13 protein-coding genes are annotated in these 19,320 nt (G+C 52.0%); 3 read left to right on the top strand and 10 right to left on the bottom strand.

What is annotated here, in order from left to right:
* The first annotated feature begins 60 nt into the window (after positions 1-60).
* A complete protein-coding gene (melB, locus tag RIN69_RS06515) occupies positions 61-1,500 on the top strand; it encodes a melibiose:sodium transporter MelB (protein ID WP_313856340.1) in 1,440 nt (479 codons plus the stop codon).
* Between the two features lie 70 nt (positions 1,501-1,570).
* Here the strand turns inward: melB and RIN69_RS06510 are convergent, their stop codons facing one another.
* The 6 genes from RIN69_RS06510 to chiP all read right to left on the bottom strand — a co-directional run bounded on the left by RIN69_RS06510 (position 1,571) and on the right by chiP (position 11,804).
* A complete protein-coding gene (locus RIN69_RS06510; protein ID WP_313856339.1) occupies positions 1,571-2,251 on the bottom strand; it encodes an oligogalacturonate-specific porin KdgM family protein in 681 nt (226 codons plus the stop codon).
* A gap of 46 nt (positions 2,252-2,297) precedes the next feature.
* Positions 2,298-4,379, bottom strand: coding sequence for a right-handed parallel beta-helix repeat-containing protein (locus RIN69_RS06505; RefSeq protein WP_313856338.1), 2,082 nt, complete (start codon positions 4,377-4,379; stop codon positions 2,298-2,300).
* A 74-nt stretch (positions 4,380-4,453) separates the two neighbouring features.
* A complete protein-coding gene (locus RIN69_RS06500) occupies positions 4,454-6,025 on the bottom strand; it encodes an MFS transporter (protein ID WP_313856337.1) in 1,572 nt (523 codons plus the stop codon).
* A 393-nt stretch (positions 6,026-6,418) separates the two neighbouring features.
* Positions 6,419-7,432, bottom strand: a complete 1,014-nt coding sequence (locus RIN69_RS06495) for a sensor domain-containing diguanylate cyclase (protein ID WP_313856336.1) — start codon at positions 7,430-7,432, stop codon at positions 6,419-6,421.
* 309 nt (positions 7,433-7,741) lie between these two features.
* Complete coding sequence (locus RIN69_RS06490; RefSeq protein WP_313856335.1) at positions 7,742-10,396, bottom strand: family 20 glycosylhydrolase; 2,655 nt, start codon at positions 10,394-10,396, stop codon at positions 7,742-7,744.
* A 34-nt stretch (positions 10,397-10,430) separates the two neighbouring features.
* Positions 10,431-11,804 carry a chitoporin ChiP gene (gene chiP / locus RIN69_RS06485; protein ID WP_390902532.1) on the bottom strand — a complete coding sequence of 458 codons (1,374 nt, stop codon included), beginning with the start codon at positions 11,802-11,804 and terminating at the stop codon, positions 10,431-10,433.
* A 255-nt stretch (positions 11,805-12,059) separates the two neighbouring features.
* Between chiP and RIN69_RS06480 the strand changes: the two genes are divergently transcribed.
* Positions 12,060-12,320, top strand: a complete 261-nt coding sequence (locus RIN69_RS06480; protein WP_313856334.1) for a hypothetical protein — start codon at positions 12,060-12,062, stop codon at positions 12,318-12,320.
* On the opposite strand, the gene RIN69_RS06475 is transcribed toward RIN69_RS06480, so the two are convergent.
* The 3 genes from RIN69_RS06475 to RIN69_RS06465 all read right to left on the bottom strand — a co-directional run bounded on the left by RIN69_RS06475 (position 12,317) and on the right by RIN69_RS06465 (position 16,850).
* Entirely contained in the window at positions 12,317-12,889 is a 573-nt protein-coding gene (locus tag RIN69_RS06475) for a UPF0149 family protein (RefSeq protein WP_313856333.1), read from the bottom strand. The two genes, RIN69_RS06480 and RIN69_RS06475, sit on opposite strands and share 4 nt — an antisense overlap.
* Positions 12,890-13,027: 138 nt before the next feature.
* The gene (locus tag RIN69_RS06470; protein WP_313856332.1) at positions 13,028-13,978 is read right to left on the bottom strand and encodes an FAD:protein FMN transferase; all 951 of its coding nucleotides are present in this window, start codon (positions 13,976-13,978) and stop codon (positions 13,028-13,030) included.
* Positions 13,979-14,072: 94 nt separating this feature from the next.
* Positions 14,073-16,850 carry a flavocytochrome c gene (locus RIN69_RS06465; RefSeq protein ID WP_313856331.1) on the bottom strand — a complete coding sequence of 926 codons (2,778 nt, stop codon included), beginning with the start codon at positions 16,848-16,850 and terminating at the stop codon, positions 14,073-14,075.
* 585 nt (positions 16,851-17,435) lie between these two features.
* Between RIN69_RS06465 and RIN69_RS06460 the strand changes: the two genes are divergently transcribed.
* Positions 17,436-18,929, top strand: a complete 1,494-nt coding sequence (locus RIN69_RS06460) for an anion permease (RefSeq protein WP_313856330.1) — start codon at positions 17,436-17,438, stop codon at positions 18,927-18,929.
* Positions 18,930-19,030: 101 nt separating this feature from the next.
* Here RIN69_RS06460 and RIN69_RS06455 read toward each other — a convergent pair whose 3' ends face one another.
* Positions 19,031-19,282: a hypothetical protein gene (locus RIN69_RS06455; protein ID WP_313856329.1), complete on the bottom strand. Its 252-nt coding sequence runs from the start codon at positions 19,280-19,282 to the stop codon at positions 19,031-19,033.
* Positions 19,283-19,320 lie beyond the last annotated feature (38 nt).

Genomic DNA, 19,320 nt, shown 5'->3' with positions numbered 1-19,320 from the left:
AGGCCGACGCTGTTTTTCTGGCTGTCAGCGTCGGTACTCCGGGGACGTGCGGAGATAGCCATGAGCGTATCGTTAAAAACTAAAATCAGCTATGGATTCGGTGCCTTTGGTAAAGACTTTGCCATCGGGATTATTTATATGTACCTGATGTACTACTATACCGATGTCGTCGGCATATCCGTCAGTATGGTAGCTTCACTGTTTCTGGTAGCGCGAATTCTGGATGCGCTGCTTGATCCGGTTATGGGCTGGATCGTCGAACGCACCCGCACACGCTGGGGTAAATTTAAACCGTGGATTCTGATTGGCACCCTGGTCAATTCCGTGGTGCTGATCAGCGTATTCTGCGCGCACAACTTCTCCGGTGGCGCGCTGATTGCTTATATCTGGGTGACTTACATTCTCTGGGGCTTTACCTACACCATAATGGATGTGCCGTTCTGGTCACTGGTGCCCTGCATCACCGTCGATAAGCGCGAGCGCGAAGCACTGATTCCCTGGCCGCGCTTTTTTGCCAGCAGCGCGGGTTATCTCACCGGCGTAATTGGCCTGCCGCTGATAAACCTGCTGGGGCAAGGGCATCAGGGCGACGGCTTTATGCGCTTTACCTTTATTCTGGTGTTCTTTTTTATCCTCTCCACGCTTGTTACGCTGGTCAACGTTAAAGAGAAATACTCCTCATCGCACCATGGCGCGACGCAGGTGCAGCATGGTCTGAAAAGCGTGCTGATGATGATTGTGCGCAATAAACCGCTGTTTGCGCTGCTGGTTATGGCCCTTTCATGGAATATGGCGCATAACGTCATTCAGTCATTTGCCATTTACTACTTCAAGTATGTCGTCGGTCGGGAAGAGCTTTTCCCCTGGTATATGATGTATGCCGGAATCGCTAACCTGGCGACCATTGCGCTGTTCCCGATGCTGGCGAAGCGCTTTTCGCGCCGGGTGTTATGGATTAGCGCCTCGGTGTTACCGGTGCTGAGCTGCCTGCTGCTGCTGTACGTTGGACTGTATGCGCCGCAGAGCGCGACGCTGATTGCGCTGTCCGGCATTATGGCTAACAGCGGCGGCGCTTTCTTCTGGGTATTGCTGGTGATTATGGTTGCCGACACCGTCGACTATGGCGACTACGCGCTGGGCATGCGCATCGAAAGTATCGCTTTTGCGGTGCAAACCATGGTGGTCAAGGCCGGTGCAGCTTTTGCCGGGCTGGTGATTGGCGTGCTGCTGGGAGCGGCCGGTTATCAGGCTGGCGTGCCGCAAACTGCCAGTACCATAATGGGCATGCAGGGCATCATGATTGTGGTACCGATGCTGTTCTTTGGCCTGACGCTGTGGGTCTATCTGCGACACTACACCCTCGACGGTGCGTTACTTCAGCAGGTGCAAAATCATCTGAAGCGCAAATATGACGAACCGGTTGATGCCGCAGCACGCGCGGCGGCGGTAAGCAGCGACACTCATCCGGTCGCTGGCGAGCCCACTACGGTTAAGGGATAATCCGACGTGCAGCAGCCGGTAAACGACACCGGTTTGCTGCGCGATTGACTTTTAAAGCACATCATCAGCGTTAAAAACTGTATTGTACGCCGACGCGAAAGCGCGTCTGCCGCTCGTCGCTGGTTTTACGCACGCTGATATTCCCCAGTTCGGTATAGGGAGCCCAGTTTTTATTCAGCTTCCACAATGCTTTCACATTATGTTCATAGTCCCACTTTTTATTATCGAAACGAATTTGATCGCTGTGTTTATAGATGAAATTATATTCAAAACGCCAGTCCTGATAGCGATATCCCAGCCAGAACTCACCGCGATTGGTTTTCTCATCTTCTTTCCCTTCATCTGAAACACGTTTATATTCGTAGCGGTAACGTCCATTTAAATAAATCCCGCTATCAAAGGCGTAACCGGTGGTTAAAAAGGGTTTATAGATGCTGCTGTTGCTGGATGATTCGAGCGTGAATCCCGGCTGAATAAACCACTCCGGCGTGATCTTATATTGATAGTTGATGCTGTTTTCCGTGCCGTTACTGACGATATCGTGGAATGCTTTATTGCTATTATCGCCGCCCGACTTCCATTTCGCTTCCAGCGAGAAACCAATACCGTTGTCAAAACGATGGGAGACGGAAAAGCGATCCTTGTGGACCTTGCTGTCATCCTGCCACTCATGCCGCACATCCAGCGTGACCGCCGCAGCCTGAAAAGAACACAGCAGTAACCCGCAGATCATTAATGTCTGTTTAGTCATTACAAAACCCCATTGGTATTTTTTATTCGTGTTACGTCAGGTTTTATTATTTCGCTGTTTGTTTATTATCATCCAGCGTCAGAAAGTGATTATTTTTCAGACGACCGGTTACCGCATCGGCATATTGCGCGGGTGAAGTTCGCAAGGAAATATTACCTTCCAGCTGCCCCTGTTTATCTGGCTGGGTGTAGGGGCCGGGACGGAAAAGATAATTAAAGCGTTTATTGTCGACCGCAATATTATTCCGCACCAGTAATGCACCCGGATTAAAGTTATCGGTGAAGCCATCCATGCCATTCTCTATCGCCACACTGTCCGACACCTGATGTGCGACCGGCAAACCTTCGCCGCCGAGTTTAAAACCATTATTACGATTACGCAGCGAGATACTTTTCTCGATAATCACCCGGCCATTTGGGCCGTCTTCGATTTTATTAAACAGGTCAAAACCATCGTCAACATTATCATGGGCGAAACAGGCAATCAGTTTATTGCCCTCTCCGACGCGCATTTTCACCGCAAAGCCATCGGCGTTTATCTGGCCGGGATCCTGATTAGCATAAGACTCAGAGTTGGAAATGATATTGTGGCTGGCCCACAGTGCGCGTCCCACATCCGGCGGTGAAGCCACCCAGATACCGGTGTCGTCAGCATGGTGTGCCACTACCCGATCGATATGATTATAACTGCCGGAAATATTGAAGCTTTTAGCCGTCACGCTAATCCCCTGAATATCCCAGTGGCTGGCGGCAAGATTAAGCCCATAAAACACCGCATGCTTACCGAGCGGACGCAGTTTTTTCGCCTGCTGAGGCGTGCCGCTGGCGCTGGCAGGCAGCGTGGTCAGGGGATAATCACCATCAGCCAGCCACAGGGTTCCACCCGGTGACAGTGCGGAAGCCGCAGTCGCAAAATCCAGTGGCTGCTCACGACTGCCGTTATTATCAGCCTTGCCCTGTGGCGATACATAAAGATTATCGGCATCGGCCAGCTTTACCGGCTTAACCGTCAGCTTATCAGTCAGGGTTTCATCGCTGTCGGTCACCAGACGCCAGTCGATCTTCCGGGGTTCAGCAGCGATCCTGAGCGCCAGCGACTGCATCTCACCGGCTTTTATCGCTTGATCCTGCACCAGTGGTTGGCCGTTAACGCTGACCGTCAGCTTACCCGGTTGATTACTGCGCAACTGGAAGCGGTAATCCGGTCGCGCTGCCAGCGTTGAAGAGGCAATCTCAACCTTTGCCGCCTGGCGCGCAGGCGTAAATGTCTCTGTTGCTGTCGCCTGATGCTCACTCAGCGTCAGGCTGGCCTGATGAACGGTAATCCGTGCATTGCGCGAGGCAAAAAAGCCGACGTAATAGCCGGTTTTGTCCTGTACCAGCACCCGATCTGCATCACCCGTACGCTGAGTGACCCACTGGTCACTGCCCGCTGGAGCCCAACCGGCGATAAAACCGTCGTTGGTACGCGCCAGCCGCAGACGAAAACGCGGCGTCTGACGGATATCCAGGCGGTGATGGTATGCCTCGCGCACCATCTCCACCCCGGCATTGCCCCAGGGATTTTTTACACCGTTACGCGCGATTTGCGTTATCTGTAGCAGATAATGAGATTTCTTATCCTCGGTAAGCAGCGCATTCATCACCATATTGGCAGCGGCCGGAAACTCTTCGTAACCCGGTTTCAGCTTCTCTGAGCGCGGCTGGCCCAGCACATCCCTGACCAGCAGGCCTGCGCCCTCCTGCCCGGCAGGCAGCGCCCCATTTTCCGGACCAAATTGCTCGACGCTGATCTCGGCATCCAGCTGCATATTGGCGCTGGCGGGCAATCGGGTGTAATAAAACGTCAGGCCGTCATGGCTGTTACCAATCTTACCGCCACGGCTTTCAATATTAACCGGCGTGATCAGCTTGCCGCCTTGCGCCGGAACCGGCTGACCATTCTCCCGCGTCACATTATTGACACCGATTTTCTCCGGCAAAACATTGGTAGCAAAATTCACATCGGTCGACTGACCAAAGGCGATGGCTCGCCACACCAGCTTATTGCTGTCAGGTAACTGACTGGCTGCGCTGCAACTGATGCCCAGCATAAACAGCGATGCGGAAATGACCGTTAATTTCCTCATTTCTCTTTCCTTAAAACGTGTTCATCCCTTCCTGCCCAATGGGCAGGAATGTATTGATCAGCAAGTGGAGTGGATTAACGTTGTGGCAGCTGTTCCGGCATCGCTGGCGCGGCCTCTTCAGCCAGCTTCATTTTCCGCGAGATATCGCTGTTGCCCCAGCACTGCTCGTAGGGATATCCCACCAGAGTTTCGATGACTTCGCGCACTTCGGGTTTAATGGCACTCAGCTCACCACCGGCTTTAATTCGTGCCACCTCTTCCAGCACGACGCGGTGAGTTTTGCGATCGAGGGTCATCTGGCGACTAAAGAAAATGGCCACCAGCGCCAGCACAATTACGCCACCGAAGAACACCCACGAAATCGCGGTAATCGCGCTTTCCGGCTGTACATGAGATTTCGACTGGAAGCCGTAATAGCTGAGCAGAGCGCCCATCGCAAAGACGATAATTGAGCGCACGATTTTGCCGGCGAAGGTCATGGCACCGGCATAAATGCCCTCACGGCGACGGCCGGTAAACACTTCATCCACGTCCGCCAGGAAGGTGTAGACCGTCCACGGAATGTAATACACGCCGCCGGTTCCCAGACCAAAGATGACGGTTACCCCAATGATCGCCATGGTTGCCAGATGCGCCGGTAATTGCAGGAAATGCAATAAGCTGTAACAGCACACCGCGAAGACCACGATTAACAGCGCCCAGGTGTAAGGTTTACTAAAGCCAAACTTGACGCAGATGCCAATAAAAATCGCGGTGGAGAACAGTTGCAGAATGGCATTCAGGCTGTTCAGTCCGGCAAGGATTGCCGGGTCGTATTGCAGCACAAAAATAACATAGTAGGTAAAGACGGAAGCAAACAGCCATTCAGCGCCAAAACCAAACAGGTACATGCCGAGATGCTTACGAAACACTCGCAGATAGAATGTCGACTGCATATCGCGCGCCAGCGCCACTATCGTCTTCCACAGGGTCTTTTTCTGCTTTATCGCCTTGATTCCGGTATCTTTTCGCTCCCATGAGAAGCCGTGCAGCAGTGCCACCGCCACGAACAGGATCAGCCCATAGGTTATGCCGGTATACAGAAAAGGCTGCGCAGAGTCTTTACCGTACAGCAGGATAAATTGTCCGGGAATAAATGCTGCAAGGAAGTTAGCAATTTTACCGAACATGGCTTTATAGCCGGTCAGTTTGCTGCGCACCGCAAAATCGTCGGTCATTTCGGTGGCGAGGGTTTCATACGGCACCATCACCGAAGTATAAATCAGCTCAAAAATGACGTAAGTGGTCAGGTAATACCAGAAGCCAAAGCCTTCCACCCACAGCAGCGGGTAGAACATCATTAACGGTGCGCCAATCAGCAGGAAGAAACGTCGACGACCAAAACGCTTGCCCAGCCAGGTATTGCCAAAGTTGTCGCTGAGGTAGCCCATAAGAGGATTACTGATGGCGTCGATCACGCTGGCCACCGAAAAGATAAATGCTGCCTCCAGCAGTGTCAGCCCGCAGAAGGTGGTATAAAAATAGAGTAACCACGCACCGGCAATCGCCAGGGCGCCACTTCCCAGCAAATTGCCTCCGCCATAAGCCAGTTGATGCCCCAGCGTGACTTTCCGCCCATCTTCCAAAAGTATCGTTTTTTTATTCATAACATTCAGGTCTCTTGAAATTAATGAACCGATGTTTCATTTTTAATAAAGCATGGTTTTATATATTTATGAGACCTGAATTGATGTGACCAATGTCACTCTAAACATAAGAAGATTTTTTTATTTAGATTTTGCGACTCAGATAACAATTTTTGTCTGACGTTGAACTTACTTTCTTAAGACCAATATAAAATCACTTAAAATCAACAAATTAACCACCAGTTAAAGTGATAAATGTGATGTTAACGTCATACAAATTAAGGCTAATGTATTACCTGCCCGCAATGAAAAGATGAAAATTATTGATATCAGAAATATAAAAAGAGGTGATGTTCGCGAGGTTTATGGCATAACTGGATAGTTCAGGGGAGCCGTTTCGGCTCCCGCAGGCGGTCAGTGTGAGGCTCTACGACGTTTTTTATCTTCATACATCACCGCATCCGCAGCGCGTACCGCCATATCCGGAGTGGCAATTGCCGGATTAGCGACAATTACGCCAATGCTGGCACCCGCGTAATCGATAAAGCAGGATTCGAGCTGATATTCTCCGCTCAGTAATGCCGCAAGCCTGGCTTTAAATGCCCCGGCAGCATCAATAGCCTGATCATAAATTTCCGGCCCAGCCATCGCCATAATAAATTCATCCCCTCCCAACCGCCCCAGTACTTCATCGCTGGTGGCTTGCTGTCGCAGGCGCTGGGCGATGGATTTCAAAAAAGCGTCGCCGGCTTCATGTCCGTAGCGATCGTTAATTTGTTTGAAACCGTCCAGGTCGGCAAATGCCACCAGCACATAACGTGAGTCAGCACAGGCGCGGGAGAAAAGCTTCGGCATCTGCTCGAAAACCGCCCGTCGGTTGGGCAGGCTGGTAAGCTCATCAGTAAAGCTAACCGCAGTCAGTGCGGCATTGGCTTCCTGCAATTGCTGTAGCAGCTGCTCTTTGTGGATGTACTGGCCAATCAGCTCGGCAAAAAGTTGTAACACCTGCTCTGCACGCGGAGAAAGGGGGTGACTCTGACTGCTGGCAGCACAAAGCGTGCCATAAAGGTCGCCCTCACCCAGCATCACCGGAGTACTGATATAAGTGGTGATGCCCAGCTGCTTTGCCGCCTGCGAATCACCCCAGGTTCCTGGCACGTCACGGTTAAATGGACGGCCTTCATCCAGCGCACGTTTGCATAAGGTATCTTCCCACGGCACGGTCAATCCTTCAGGGATCTGCATCTCTTTGCTGTTACGCGAGAATAAAATCTGCTGCTGGATACCATCAGCATCAATACGCGTCAGATAGGTCGACTCCATTTCCGTCACCAGCTCGAGCATTTCCAACAACTGACGAACAAAGCCTTCAAGCGTTTTTTCAGATTCCAGCACCGTAGAGAGGCGCTCAATCAAATTTTCCGTCATAAATCTGCGTATCCTGTTCCCAGGTGTTGGTGTGAATAAAAAGATAAATGGAGGCAAATGCCTCATCAAAAAAAGCAAAACCTATTGATTTTTAATCATTAATTCTAGTACCCGGATACCTGGAATCTATCAGCCACCAGGCGCCGTCGGCAATTTTTAGGATTTTTCGATGGGATTATCTTAACAGCGGAGACTGGAATCTCTCAATGGCTGGTTGCGGCAATGTTAATCCGGTGCTTGCGCTGCCACGGCGGGTGAAACAGGAGTCGCCCCGGTCAACCAGGGCGGCTCCATCGTCAACGAGGATAATTACCGATCAACCTTCTCTGCACGACTCACGCGTTTGCCATCGGCACTGGCCGAGCGAACCCACACTTCCCCCGCAACAGACGGTCTTTGCTGGTCGTTATAACTCAGCCACTGTTTACCTCCGTCGACGGAATACTGGATAGCCACGCCCGGCAGTGCAATATTGGCCTGCAGCGTGCCATCAACTACGCGAGCGCCCGGCAGCGGCAAACGATACTGAATATTGGCTAAATCCATTTTCGGCAGTTCGCGCTGCCCCAGCAGCGTGGCGAAGCGCGCCCAGTCATCCTGCAAGGCTTTGCTGTTCACAAATTGCGTTTTCCCCGCAGAAAACTCGCGTCCTGCTTTATAGTCCAGTTCCCAGTCAGCGCGATGCCACGCCCGCTCTGCCAGCGGTAACATGCGCGGATAAATACGGTACTCCATATCTTCATCGGTGCGGACGGTTTCGCTCCACAGCTGGCCTGAGATGCCATAAGCGCCCGGCCAGGCTTTGTCACTTTTGGCAACAAAGCTATTGCCATCACGATCCAGCGAGGTTTCTGCATTTTGCGGCAGGTTGTCTGGCGCGAAGCTAAAGATCTTCGCTTCATCGGTATAGCGGGTGCCCCAGTAGTAACCACGCTCCTGCGGATTTACCTCCGCCGGAAAGTCTAAATAGACGTAGTCCGGATTGGATATCGTCACTTCATAGCCTTTATTGGCCCAGTCATTAACGGTATCAAATCCTCCCCAGTACAGTGTTTCCCAGAAGTTAACGCCAACGCGTTTTGTCGCAAAGGCTTTGGCATTTTTAGCGTGTTTCAGACCATCTTCCCAGGCCTGCATTTTTTCGATGCCGTGTGCATTAACCAGTTTACTGACCTCAACCGCAAAGTGGCTGGCAAGATGTTCAACGTCCTCAACTTTCCCGTCACTGACCATCTTCTGACAAACCGGCGACTTCGCCCACGGCTTGTCCTGATGACTCAGATCAACCTGCCCTTTTCCTGCCTCTGCCTCGCCGCTGTAACCGCTGCCCAGGTAAATATTTTTCGCTTCATCACCGCCAAAATGCCAGGTGGTTAACGGCTGACCGGCCTCCTGATGCATGCGGGCCATTTCGCCAATGACTTTATCGGCAAAGCGCCGCGAGGCATCAAGACAAGGATTAAGGTAGCTATGGCGATCGTAATATTGCACCGAGGTGGTATTAGAGGTATCTGCCGGATCGAGCAGGCGATATTCACTGGCCTGCTGCGGTTGACCAGCGGCAGATAATTTACGATAACGCGCTTCCATTGCGATAATCGCCGCCCGGGCGTGGGCGGGCATATCAATTTCCGGAATCACTTCAATCTGCCGCGCCTGCGCGTAGCGAACGATATCAATATAGTCAGCACGGGTGAAATAGCCGCTGCCATTATTGTTACTGTCCGGGCCAGAACCCAGCTGTGGTAACAGGCAGGTGGTTTCCGTCAGATCGTGGCAGCGCTTACCGCCGACTTCAGTCAGCTCCGGCAGGCCGGGAATTTCAATGCGCCAGCCCTCATCATCACTCAGATGAAAGTGGAATTTATTCAGTTTATAGGCTGACATCTGGTCCAGCATCCGCAGTATCGCCTGCTTCGAATGGAAGTTACGTCCGACGTCGAGCATCATGCCGCGATAATCAAATCGTGGCGCATCTTTCGCATCCAGTTGGGCAATCGTTTTGCTGCCATCGCCAGCCACCAGCGACAGAATGGATTGCAGACCGTAAAACACCCCAGCGCGATCGTAGCCGATCACCTTCGCCCCTTGCTGACCAATACTCAGGGTATAAGCGCCTGATTTCGCCAGTTCACCGCTTAAAGCCGAGGGTTCAACCTGGGTCGTGACAGGATAGCCAGAAGGATCGCTGGCAATGCCCAGCGCGGCAAACCGCTGACTGACCGCTTCTGCTGAAGGCTGCGGCAGCACGCTAAGATTCAGCGCCACGCCTTTGCTGAGATCAACATCCGCCGAGTGGATGCTCACTTCCCGCGGCGTCGGCACAATCTGCCCGCGTAACGCCGTTACCGCCAACGGTTCTGTCACTGCATTTTTGACAAAGCGGGTGGCGGGCGTCATCAAAATATTATTATCCGCTGCGGTGCGTTTCCACTGGTCACCGCTAAACGGCGTGACAAAATGATGCAGATCCTCACTGTCGGTATTCGCCAGCACCTTTGGCTGCGCATCACCGGAAGTGGCATACCAGCGCGGCATCAGGTCAGTCTCAAACAGCTGCCAGTATTCGCCAACCAGCGGAATATTTACCGACTGGTTCGCAGCAAAGCCGTTAAATTTATCCGTCGGCTCCAGCTTATGCAGATCGCCAGTCACTGGCGTGATGGTAAAGTTCTCATTATCCACCTGTAAAATGCGGCGAATACTGTGGAAATAGATTGCCCAGTCGTGGCCTGTAATCTCCTGCCCGCCGTTGGTCAGCGTAATAGTCGCGGTGTAGCATGAGGCAAAATCGGCTCCCAGCTCACCACACTTCACGCCATTATCTGCCGCGCGGTTGTCCTGCAAGCGGTAATTCACCTGTAGCTCACTGAGCCGATCGACAAGATGCTGATCTGCAATACTGCTTCCGACGCAGCCGAACAATCCCGCCGCAATAATCGCTTTTAATTTAAATGCTTTCATCTGCAACCTAATCCTTACTTGCTGGTTTCCACTATCAGAACAGGGTGAACGGCGCGATAACCATAAACTTCACGTCTCTTTCATCCTGAAAAATATTGCCGTAACCACCGCTCCAGCTTGGCAGATCGGAGTGATTGTTATACTGGGTGTAATGCAGTCTGAACTGGGTGTTTTTGGCGCGGCCTTGCTGCACGGTGTACTGCGCATCAAGGCTCCAGGCGCTCTCTTTCAGGCGCTGGCTTTGATCAAATAGAGGATTGCTGCTGGGCCGGGCATCCCAGGCGTAAACCCATGAACCGCCGACGGCAAAGCCCGGCAGATCCCAGTTTTTCAGGTCATACATCACCCCGGCATACACCGCTTTTTCACCGTTGGCGTTAAAGTCCGAACGGTTATCCCACCAGATATCCAGCCGCCCGTTGGAAGTGGCGTATCCCGGCGTCATACGTTGCAGAAAGTAGCCCTGATTACCTTCGGCTTTCACCATGGTGCCTTCAAGCCGCCAGTTAAACGGGCCAGTGGTATACGCTAAAGTCACCGCCTGCAACCACGCCAGGCCGTCATACAGACTGTTGGCATCGTTGCTGTTTACCCTGTCCTGCGCACCATAGAACTGATAGCTGGTGGTCAGGGGGTTTCCGGCCAGCTCAGTTTTCCAGCTGGCTTTGGTAAAGTACTGGTCGAGATAACCGGCGGCCTGACCATAAGCCGCTTCCAGCACAAAATCGTTTTTAAAGTCGTATTTGAACCCCAGTGAGTGAAGATAAGAAACGCGGGTTTTACGATCATTACGCCGAAAATCATCCATTTCGATATGCCAGGGAGACTTGTATTTGTCCGCCCACATATACGACAGGCTCAGCTCGCCACTGATCCCAAAATCAGCTTTATATCCGACTTCGGCACCGCGATAAGTGCCGGGCATAAAACTCCAGTGAGGTGCGAGCAGCGTCTGACCACCCGGCTGAATATAACCGGCGTGCCCCCAGAAATTGTCATGACGAAATTTTGCCGCGGCCTTATATAAACTGACGCCGCTTTTATCACCGGAGAAATCTTCGCTCAAGGCACGGTTACGGGATGAAAAGGCGATTTCATTGGGATGGCCGCTGGCGCTGGCCTCGGCTAATTCAACGGCGGTAAAGGCTGCCAGGTCGATGCCGAATAAGTCCCAGGCATAGCCAGAGGAGAAATCGAGGCTCAGGTTGGCAGTGGCATGTGAAAGATTGGTGGTGTAACGGTTGTAGTCCGGGTTATCGACAATCACCGTGCTGCCGTCGGGGCGCGTTTCCTCGCGGGTTTTATTCAGGTCTTTACGATCACGCTCACGCTGCCAGTAATAGAAGCCACCGGTCAGGCTGGAATCTTCTATAAATCCTTCTGCCTGAGCAGCAGCGGAAAAAACCATTCCGCCCGTACCCGCCAGTAAGGTTCCGGCCAGGGTGAAAGCCGCGGGTATCAGGGTAGCAGGAGGAGATTTCAGGCAAGCCGTGGCCGTGCCCCGGTTAAGGTGCTGATTCATATAAAATCCTTTTTAACTGACAAAACCCGATTAGCAGACCCAGGACTGAGATACGCCTGGAGCAGCCGATGATGAATGAGCATCAGAGTATTTTTCGCGACGCGAATTATCAATCATTGATTAAACTGAATTTGCGAAATTTTGACCGGGCGCACATTTTGTAAACCCGTGTTGCAAGATGTGTATCGCCAGTTTCATGCTGATGAAATTAGGATTAATTCCTTTAAAAATCATGAAAATGATAATTATAAAAACTGGATGGGCGGCATGAGAGAGGTCAGTACGACTTCATCTGAGATTCAGCGGGAAACAATGATATTTTTTCAGGATAAATATGTTTGTGCGGCGGGAGAAAATATCCTGTCTGCGCGTCAGCAACAGACAGGAAAGGCAGGAGATTAATTAACGGTAGAGCGTTGGCTAAGCCACCAGGCATGCAGCACCAGCGCAGCCGCCGGAATCGCCTCGATATCACGCTCAAAGTCTTCATGAGACATTTCATCGAGTTTGACAAAGTTCTCTTCCAGCCCGTGCAGTGCGATCAGCTGCAGTGAAGGTTGCAGCGTTTCCGGCAGTGCCGACCAGTCATCAAGCGCCACGCCGCGCATATAGCCAAAGCACCACTGCTCGAGAATGGTGTACTCTTTATCGTCGACCATGCTTTCACCGAACAGCGGTTCAAACTGTTCCGGATAGTCATTAAGCCGCTCAGCGATGTCGTTCATATGCTGGAAACTCAGTTCCATAAAGCGCTGCAATTCGTCTTCTGATTCCCAGACCGGTGCATACTGTTCGCCACCCCACAGCGCCGGTAACCATTGAGAGGGTTCAATCCGATTGGGCCCCGAAAGAATGGCGGTCAGCAAACCATCCAGCTCAGAAACATCGAGTATCGAATGCTCATTACTGTACTTCATAAGAACATCATCAAGCCATTCCAGCTCTTCAAGCTCCAGTGGTCCTCGATTCATACTGTGGTCTCCTTGGATAGTTTTGCCAGTTCAGATGCAGAGTTCGCCAAAAAGCGAAAGGCGATTAACCATCATAACATTGTTACAGATGAGAGTTTACGGCGTCTGAGCAGGCTTCACTGAGGCGAAACCCGCTTTTTATTGCAGTTGATAGCGGTTATCCAGCAGGGTGAAAGTAAACTGCCGCTGTGAAGAGCAGATTACCTGGCGCTGTCTGGTAACGAAAATCGCCTCGATATCAGGGGTTTCAGCAATATAAGCCAGCCCTTTATCCACGCCCATGCCGTACAGCAGCGTGGTATAGATATCGCCATCAATAGATTGAGGGGAAATAATAGTGACGCTCAGCAGCTCGTTATCCAGCGGAAAACCGCTTTGTGGATCGAGAATATGGTGATAACGCTGCCCTGCCAGCTCAAAGTAACGCTCATAAATGCCGGAAGTCACCACCGATTTGCCGCAGACGCTAATCACACCGATTAACTCATCTGGCCCGGCAAACGGCTTTTTCAGGCCAATTCCCCAGTCAGGCATTCCGCCAATCGTCTGCACATTACCGCCAAGGTTGATCAGCGCGTCAGTAACTTGTTGCTGCCGAAGAAAATCCCGCACCCGATCGGCGATATAACCTTTGGCAATCGCCCCAAGATCGATCTCCATGCCTTTGGTCTGCAGAAAAACGGAACGCGCCTGGCGGTCCAGGATTACCTGTCGGGGATTGGTTAACGTCAACAGCCGCGCTATTTCTGCGGCGGGTGGGATGCTGTTGCCCTGGAAACCGATTTTCCAGCACTTTACCAGCGGGCCGATGGTGAAATTAAAGCAGCTTCCTGTCAGTAAACTGATCTCTCTGGCGCGGGCAATCAGATCAAATACCGGCTGGCTGACTACCACCGGATGATCTCCCGCCGCCTGATTAACCGACATCACCTCGGAAGCCGGCCGGTTTACCGTGAACAGATTTTCCTGCTGTTTTATCAGCCTGAACACATCTGCGGCTAACGGCTGATTGTGCTCCAGCAGCTTAAGGAGGATCGGAGAACCCATCAAAACGGCTGAGTAAGCATAAACGCGATCGTCTGGCGACATTGCTGTTCCCTCCCGGCGAGTCGCTATTGCCCCCGCCTGTTATCGCCTGCTCCTGCAAGCGCCGGGCGCATCGCCCGGCTCTGTACATTACCGCTTATTGACGTGCCAGCGCCGCCGCATTACGACCAGCCAGAATACCGAAGATAATAATATCGGCCACCGCATTACCGCCGATGCGGTTAGCGCCGTGAATGCCGCCGACCACTTCGCCCGCAGCCCAGGCGCCTTTAATGACCTGTTTTTCCGCATCCAGCACTGCGGTATCAGTGTTAATGGTCACGCCGCCCATGGTGTGATGCACCCCTGGCGCGATGCGGATGGCGTAGAACGGCCCGACATTAAGCGGATGACGCAGCGCGGTTTTCCGACCGAAGTCTTCGTCATTCTGCTGATCGACAAAGTGGTTATAGCGTTCCAGCGTTGCCAGCAAAGCAGCATCATCCATGTTCAGCTTCACCGCCAGTTCCTGTGGTGTCGCGCCTTTAATCACAAAGCCCTTGGCGATGTACTCATCGGCAGCTTTGTTATTCAGCCGCACCTGCTCATCGAAGATAATCCACGCGCTTTTCTCCGGCAGAGCAATAATTTCCGCAGAGACTTTGTCACGGGTTTCCATCTCGTTATAGAAGCGCTGACCCGCCTGGCTGACCAGAATCGCGCCGCCGCCACGGATGGCTTCGGAAATCAGATAAGAGGTGGTCTGTTCAACGGTTGGGTGGATCTGAATTTCACCCATATCCACCGTGTCTGCGCCGATCTTTTGCAGTATGGCGATACCGCTGCCGGTTGCACCGGCATGGTTGGTGGTGACAAAACCATCCAGCTCCGGACGGTATTTAACCACCATCTCACGGTTAGCACTGAAACCACCGGTGGCGACAATCACGCTTTTGGCGTTGAGAATGCGGCTGTCATTGTATTCATCCACCACTTTCACGCCGGTTACTGCGCCATTTTCCGTCAGGATTTCGGCGACGGAGGTTTCCAGCAGCACCTCAATATTGCGCTGATTAATGTTTTTCACCAGCCCACTAATCAGGAAGCCACCGACCGCGGAACGGTCAGCAGGACGGTGAGTACGATCGATGCTCATACCGCCTGTAATGGTGATATCGTTCAGTTCAATACCGTGCGCCGCCAGCCATTCCACTGCTTCAGGTGCCAGCTCGACAAACTCTTTTAGCAATTGCGGATTGTTTTTAAACTTGCCGCCTTTGAGCGTCTCTTCATAAAACAGCTCTTTGCTGTCTTTAATGCCTTTCAGCTGCTGGAAGCGGGTTTCCGCAGCGTTCATTCCGACCGAAGCCTTAATGGTATTGCCGCCGATGGTCGGCATCTTCTCAATAATAACGACGTGAGCACCTTCTTCGCTGGCCTGAATGGCCGCCGCAAGGCCTGCACCACCGCTACCTACCACCACGACGTCGTAGTTTTGCGGCGCCTGAGGATTACCGCCCTCTTCAATCACATGCTCTTTACTGGAGGTGGTCAGCGCACGGGATACGGCTTTCTTCAGTGCCTCACTCTGGGTGGTGGCACCGGTAATCGCATCGACATGCGGGCTGTTCGCCACCAGAATGCGCGAACGCAGACTCTCAAAGGTGGTGGTGAAGTCAACATCCAGCGTATCGTCCGGCACCAGCTTGATATCGGTAATACGGTCGGTATCAAGCACGACGTTGATTTTCAGCTTCAGCGCCTCGGCTTCCACTTTTTCCTGATAGACACCGGCTTTATATTTGCGGCCGGTGGCGCTCATATCGCGGATCATCGCGTCGACCAGCGAGAAGCGCCACAGCGGTTCCGGAATATTCAGCGCTTCACGCTGGGTGCTGTCGATAAACAGCTCAAGCTGTTGGTTATTGATGATGCGATCGGTCCAGTCCGGGTAAGCGATGCAGGCTTTACCTACCGCGACCAGGTCAAAGCCGTGCTCCAGCCCGATTTCAGCATCGGCTTTATTAACCACGCCACCAACACCAATAACCGGAACTTTCGCCAGCACAGGTGAGCGCATGGCGCGATATTTTTCAATCAGTGGAGTAGGATCGCTGGTGTCGACAATTGATGGGCGCAGCAGCTGTCCTACCGAGAAATGCACATAATCCAGCCCACGCGCGGCCAGTTTCTCCAGCAGGTACATGGTGTCGTCAAAACGGATGCCCGGAACTTCCAGCTCTTCCGGCGAGAAACGGTAACCGATAATAAATGAGGCATCGGCAAAGCGCTCCGCCATTTTATGCGTGATTTCCAGCACTTCCAGCGGGAAGCGGGCACGATTGTCGCGGCTGCCGCCCCATTTATCATCACGCTGGTTAGAGTTCGGTGAATAGAACTGCTGAATCAAATAGGTGTTAGCGCCGTGGATTTCAACGCCGTCAAATCCGGCTTTGATCGCACGGTTCACCGCATCACCAAACTTGGTGATCATCACTTCAACTTCTTCACCGGTCAGCGCTTGCGGCTGAGTCGCACCTTCGCGCGGCGCGGCAATGGCGCTCGGGGCAACCGGCGTTCTGCCGCCAATCAGCTCCGGCTCCACCATTCTGCCACCGTGATAGATTTGCAGAATGGCCTTTGAACCTTTGGACTTAATCGCCTCGGCAATCTTCGCCAGGCCCGAAATTTTATTGTCGCTGTCGATGGCAATCGCGCCCGGGAAAGCGGGGCCTTTAGGATCAATAAAACAGCATTCAACGATCACAGTACCGATGCTGCCCGCACGGTCACGGTAATACTCCACCAGCTCACTGGTCACGGTGCCGTCATAAAAACCGGTACAGGTGGTCATTGGTGCCATCAACAGACGGTTTTTAAGGACTGCGCCGTTCGGCAGTGTGAGGGGGTTCAGTAGCGGGGTGAGCGTATTCATATAAGCAACTCCAAATTTAAAAGTTTTGAATCTGGCCCGGACACATTATTTCTTTGTAGTTATTGGTTCCGGTATTATGCATCTAATATACCTAATAATGACTTTTACAGGCTATACATTTAGCTATTAAACTTTTAAATCCATGGAAAACAGGCTAGATATTGCAAAAAATAGCGACAGGTTTTTTAATTGTTAATCAAGAGTGATAAAAAATCAACTTGACGGCTACAATTAAATTAAAACCAATAAAATCATGAAGTTAAAATGCAATATTGTCTTTTAGATTAAAGGAATCTACAGTCTAAGAGACTGGAAGAGGTTTGATTGAAATCAATACTATTTTCAATCATTAAGGCACTATAACGACTAAGGGAATGGCTATTCATCACGACAAAAAGGCACCTGGAGATAGTTCTTAATTACAATACCCTTTTGTCAACCCAAAAAAATATCCATACGATTTCAAGATACCCCCAATAAATAACTCAAGAAGCTGCAGATAAATTACTAAAAGATCGGGTAATATTGGGGCGTTAAACGCATTCTTTTTAACTTGCAGACAAATACTATAAAACAGGTATCGATATGAGTGAAGCTGCGAAGACTGTTCCTGCCCCTCCGGGAGCAAAAAAACGCCTGATATTAATGTTCCTGCCGGTACTGGTGGCGGTGCTGTTGCTATTGGTTCCGGTTCCTGAAGGACTGGAGCCCTATGCCTGGCACTTCTTTGCCATTTTTATCGGCGTGATTATCGGCTTAATCTTTGAACCCCTGCCCGGGGCGGTGATTGGCCTGACCGGCGTAGTAGTGATTGCGCTATTTAGCCCGTGGGTGTTATTCAGCTCGGCAGAGCTGGCCAATCCTAACTTTAAACTCGCCAGTGAATCGTTTAAATGGGCCGTCAGCGGATTTGGTAACTCCACCGTCTGGCTGATCTTTGGTGCGTTTATGTTCGCCGCCGGCTATGACAAAACGCAGCTTGGTCGTCGTCTGGCGCTGATTCTGGTGAAATATCTTGGACGCCGCAGCCTGACGCTCGGCTATGCCATCACCTTCGCTGACCTGTTGCTGGCACCATTTACACCTTCCAGCACCGCACGAAGCGGCGGCACCATCTACCCAATCATTGCCAACCTGCCGCCGCTGTATGGTTCGAAACCTAACGATCCCAGCGCCCGCAAGATTGGTTCTTATCTGATGTGGGTGGGGATCGCCGCGTCCTGTATCACCAGCTCGATGTTCCTGTCGGCGCTGGCACCGAACCTGCTGGCGCTGGCGCTGGTGAAAAGCATCATCGGCTTCGATATCTCATGGGGAATGTGGTTCCTCGCCTTCCTGCCGCTGGGCGTGCTGCTGATTCTGACCATGCCGTTACTGGTTTACTGGTTCTATCCACCAGAAGTGAAAGTTAACGATGAAGTGCCGCGCTGGGCCAGCAATGAACTGGAAAAACTCGGCAGACTGTCACGTAACGAAATCTTGCTGCTGGTGTTAGTCTGCTGCGCACTGCTGATGTGGATTTTTGCTACCGCCTGGATTGAACCGGCGATGGCTGCCCTGCTGGTCGTGGTACTGATGCTGTGGACCGGGGTGCTGAACTGGAATGACATTACCAGTAATAAACCCGCCTGGAACACCTTCGCCTGGTTTGCCACGCTGGTTGCGCTGGCAGATGGCCTGGCACGCGTCGGCTTTATCGCCTGGTTGGGTAAAGAAGGCGGTCAGCTGCTCGACGGTATTCCACCGGAAGTGGCAGCGGTAATGCTGTTGGTAGCCTTCTTCCTGCTGCACTATCTGTTTGCCAGTACCACCGCGCATACCACCGCGCTGTTACCGGCGATGCTGACCATTGCCGCCGCGATTCCGGGCATCAATATGCCGGTATACTGTCTGATGATGGTAACGTCACTGGGCCTGATGGGGATTATCACACCATACGGTACCGGTCCAAGCCCGATTTTCTACGGCAGTGGCTATCTTCCGACTAAAGATTACTGGCGTCTGGGCACTATCTTCGGCGCCATCTTCCTTGCCGGATTAATGCTGATTGGCTATCCGTGGATGGTTATGATGTTCTGATAGCGCTCAGCTATGAAACATCTGTCAACAGGCTGCCCGAATGGCGGCCTGTTTTTTTATCAGTGATAGCAGGCTGCTCTCAGCCAAAAATCGCGATACTGCTATTTCCGATTGGGGGCAGTATCCGCGATAAATCTCATCAGTCGCTGCAAATCAATCTCTACCGTTGCGTTTGGTGCACTGCCTGCACTGGCCAGACTATGCCAGAGATCCATCGCTGCGCGCGCCCTCTCCAGCCACAGTTGCGGGTCCGGCTGACGATCTCTCACCTGATCCATACAATCATGGATAAAATCTTCCGTCGTAAAGGTCATTGCCGCGTAACTAAGATCAAAAGTGATTGTCCCTTCCATGATCCACGTCCTCTGTAGGTTTAACCTCTTACTGCTGC

The sequence above is a fragment of the Winslowiella toletana genome (assembly GCF_032164335.1).
GTDB classification, from domain to species: Bacteria; Pseudomonadota; Gammaproteobacteria; order Enterobacterales; family Enterobacteriaceae; genus Erwinia; species Erwinia toletana_A.
Note: the sequence above shows the minus strand (reverse complement) of the source record. Positions and strands in the feature narration are given on the sequence as shown.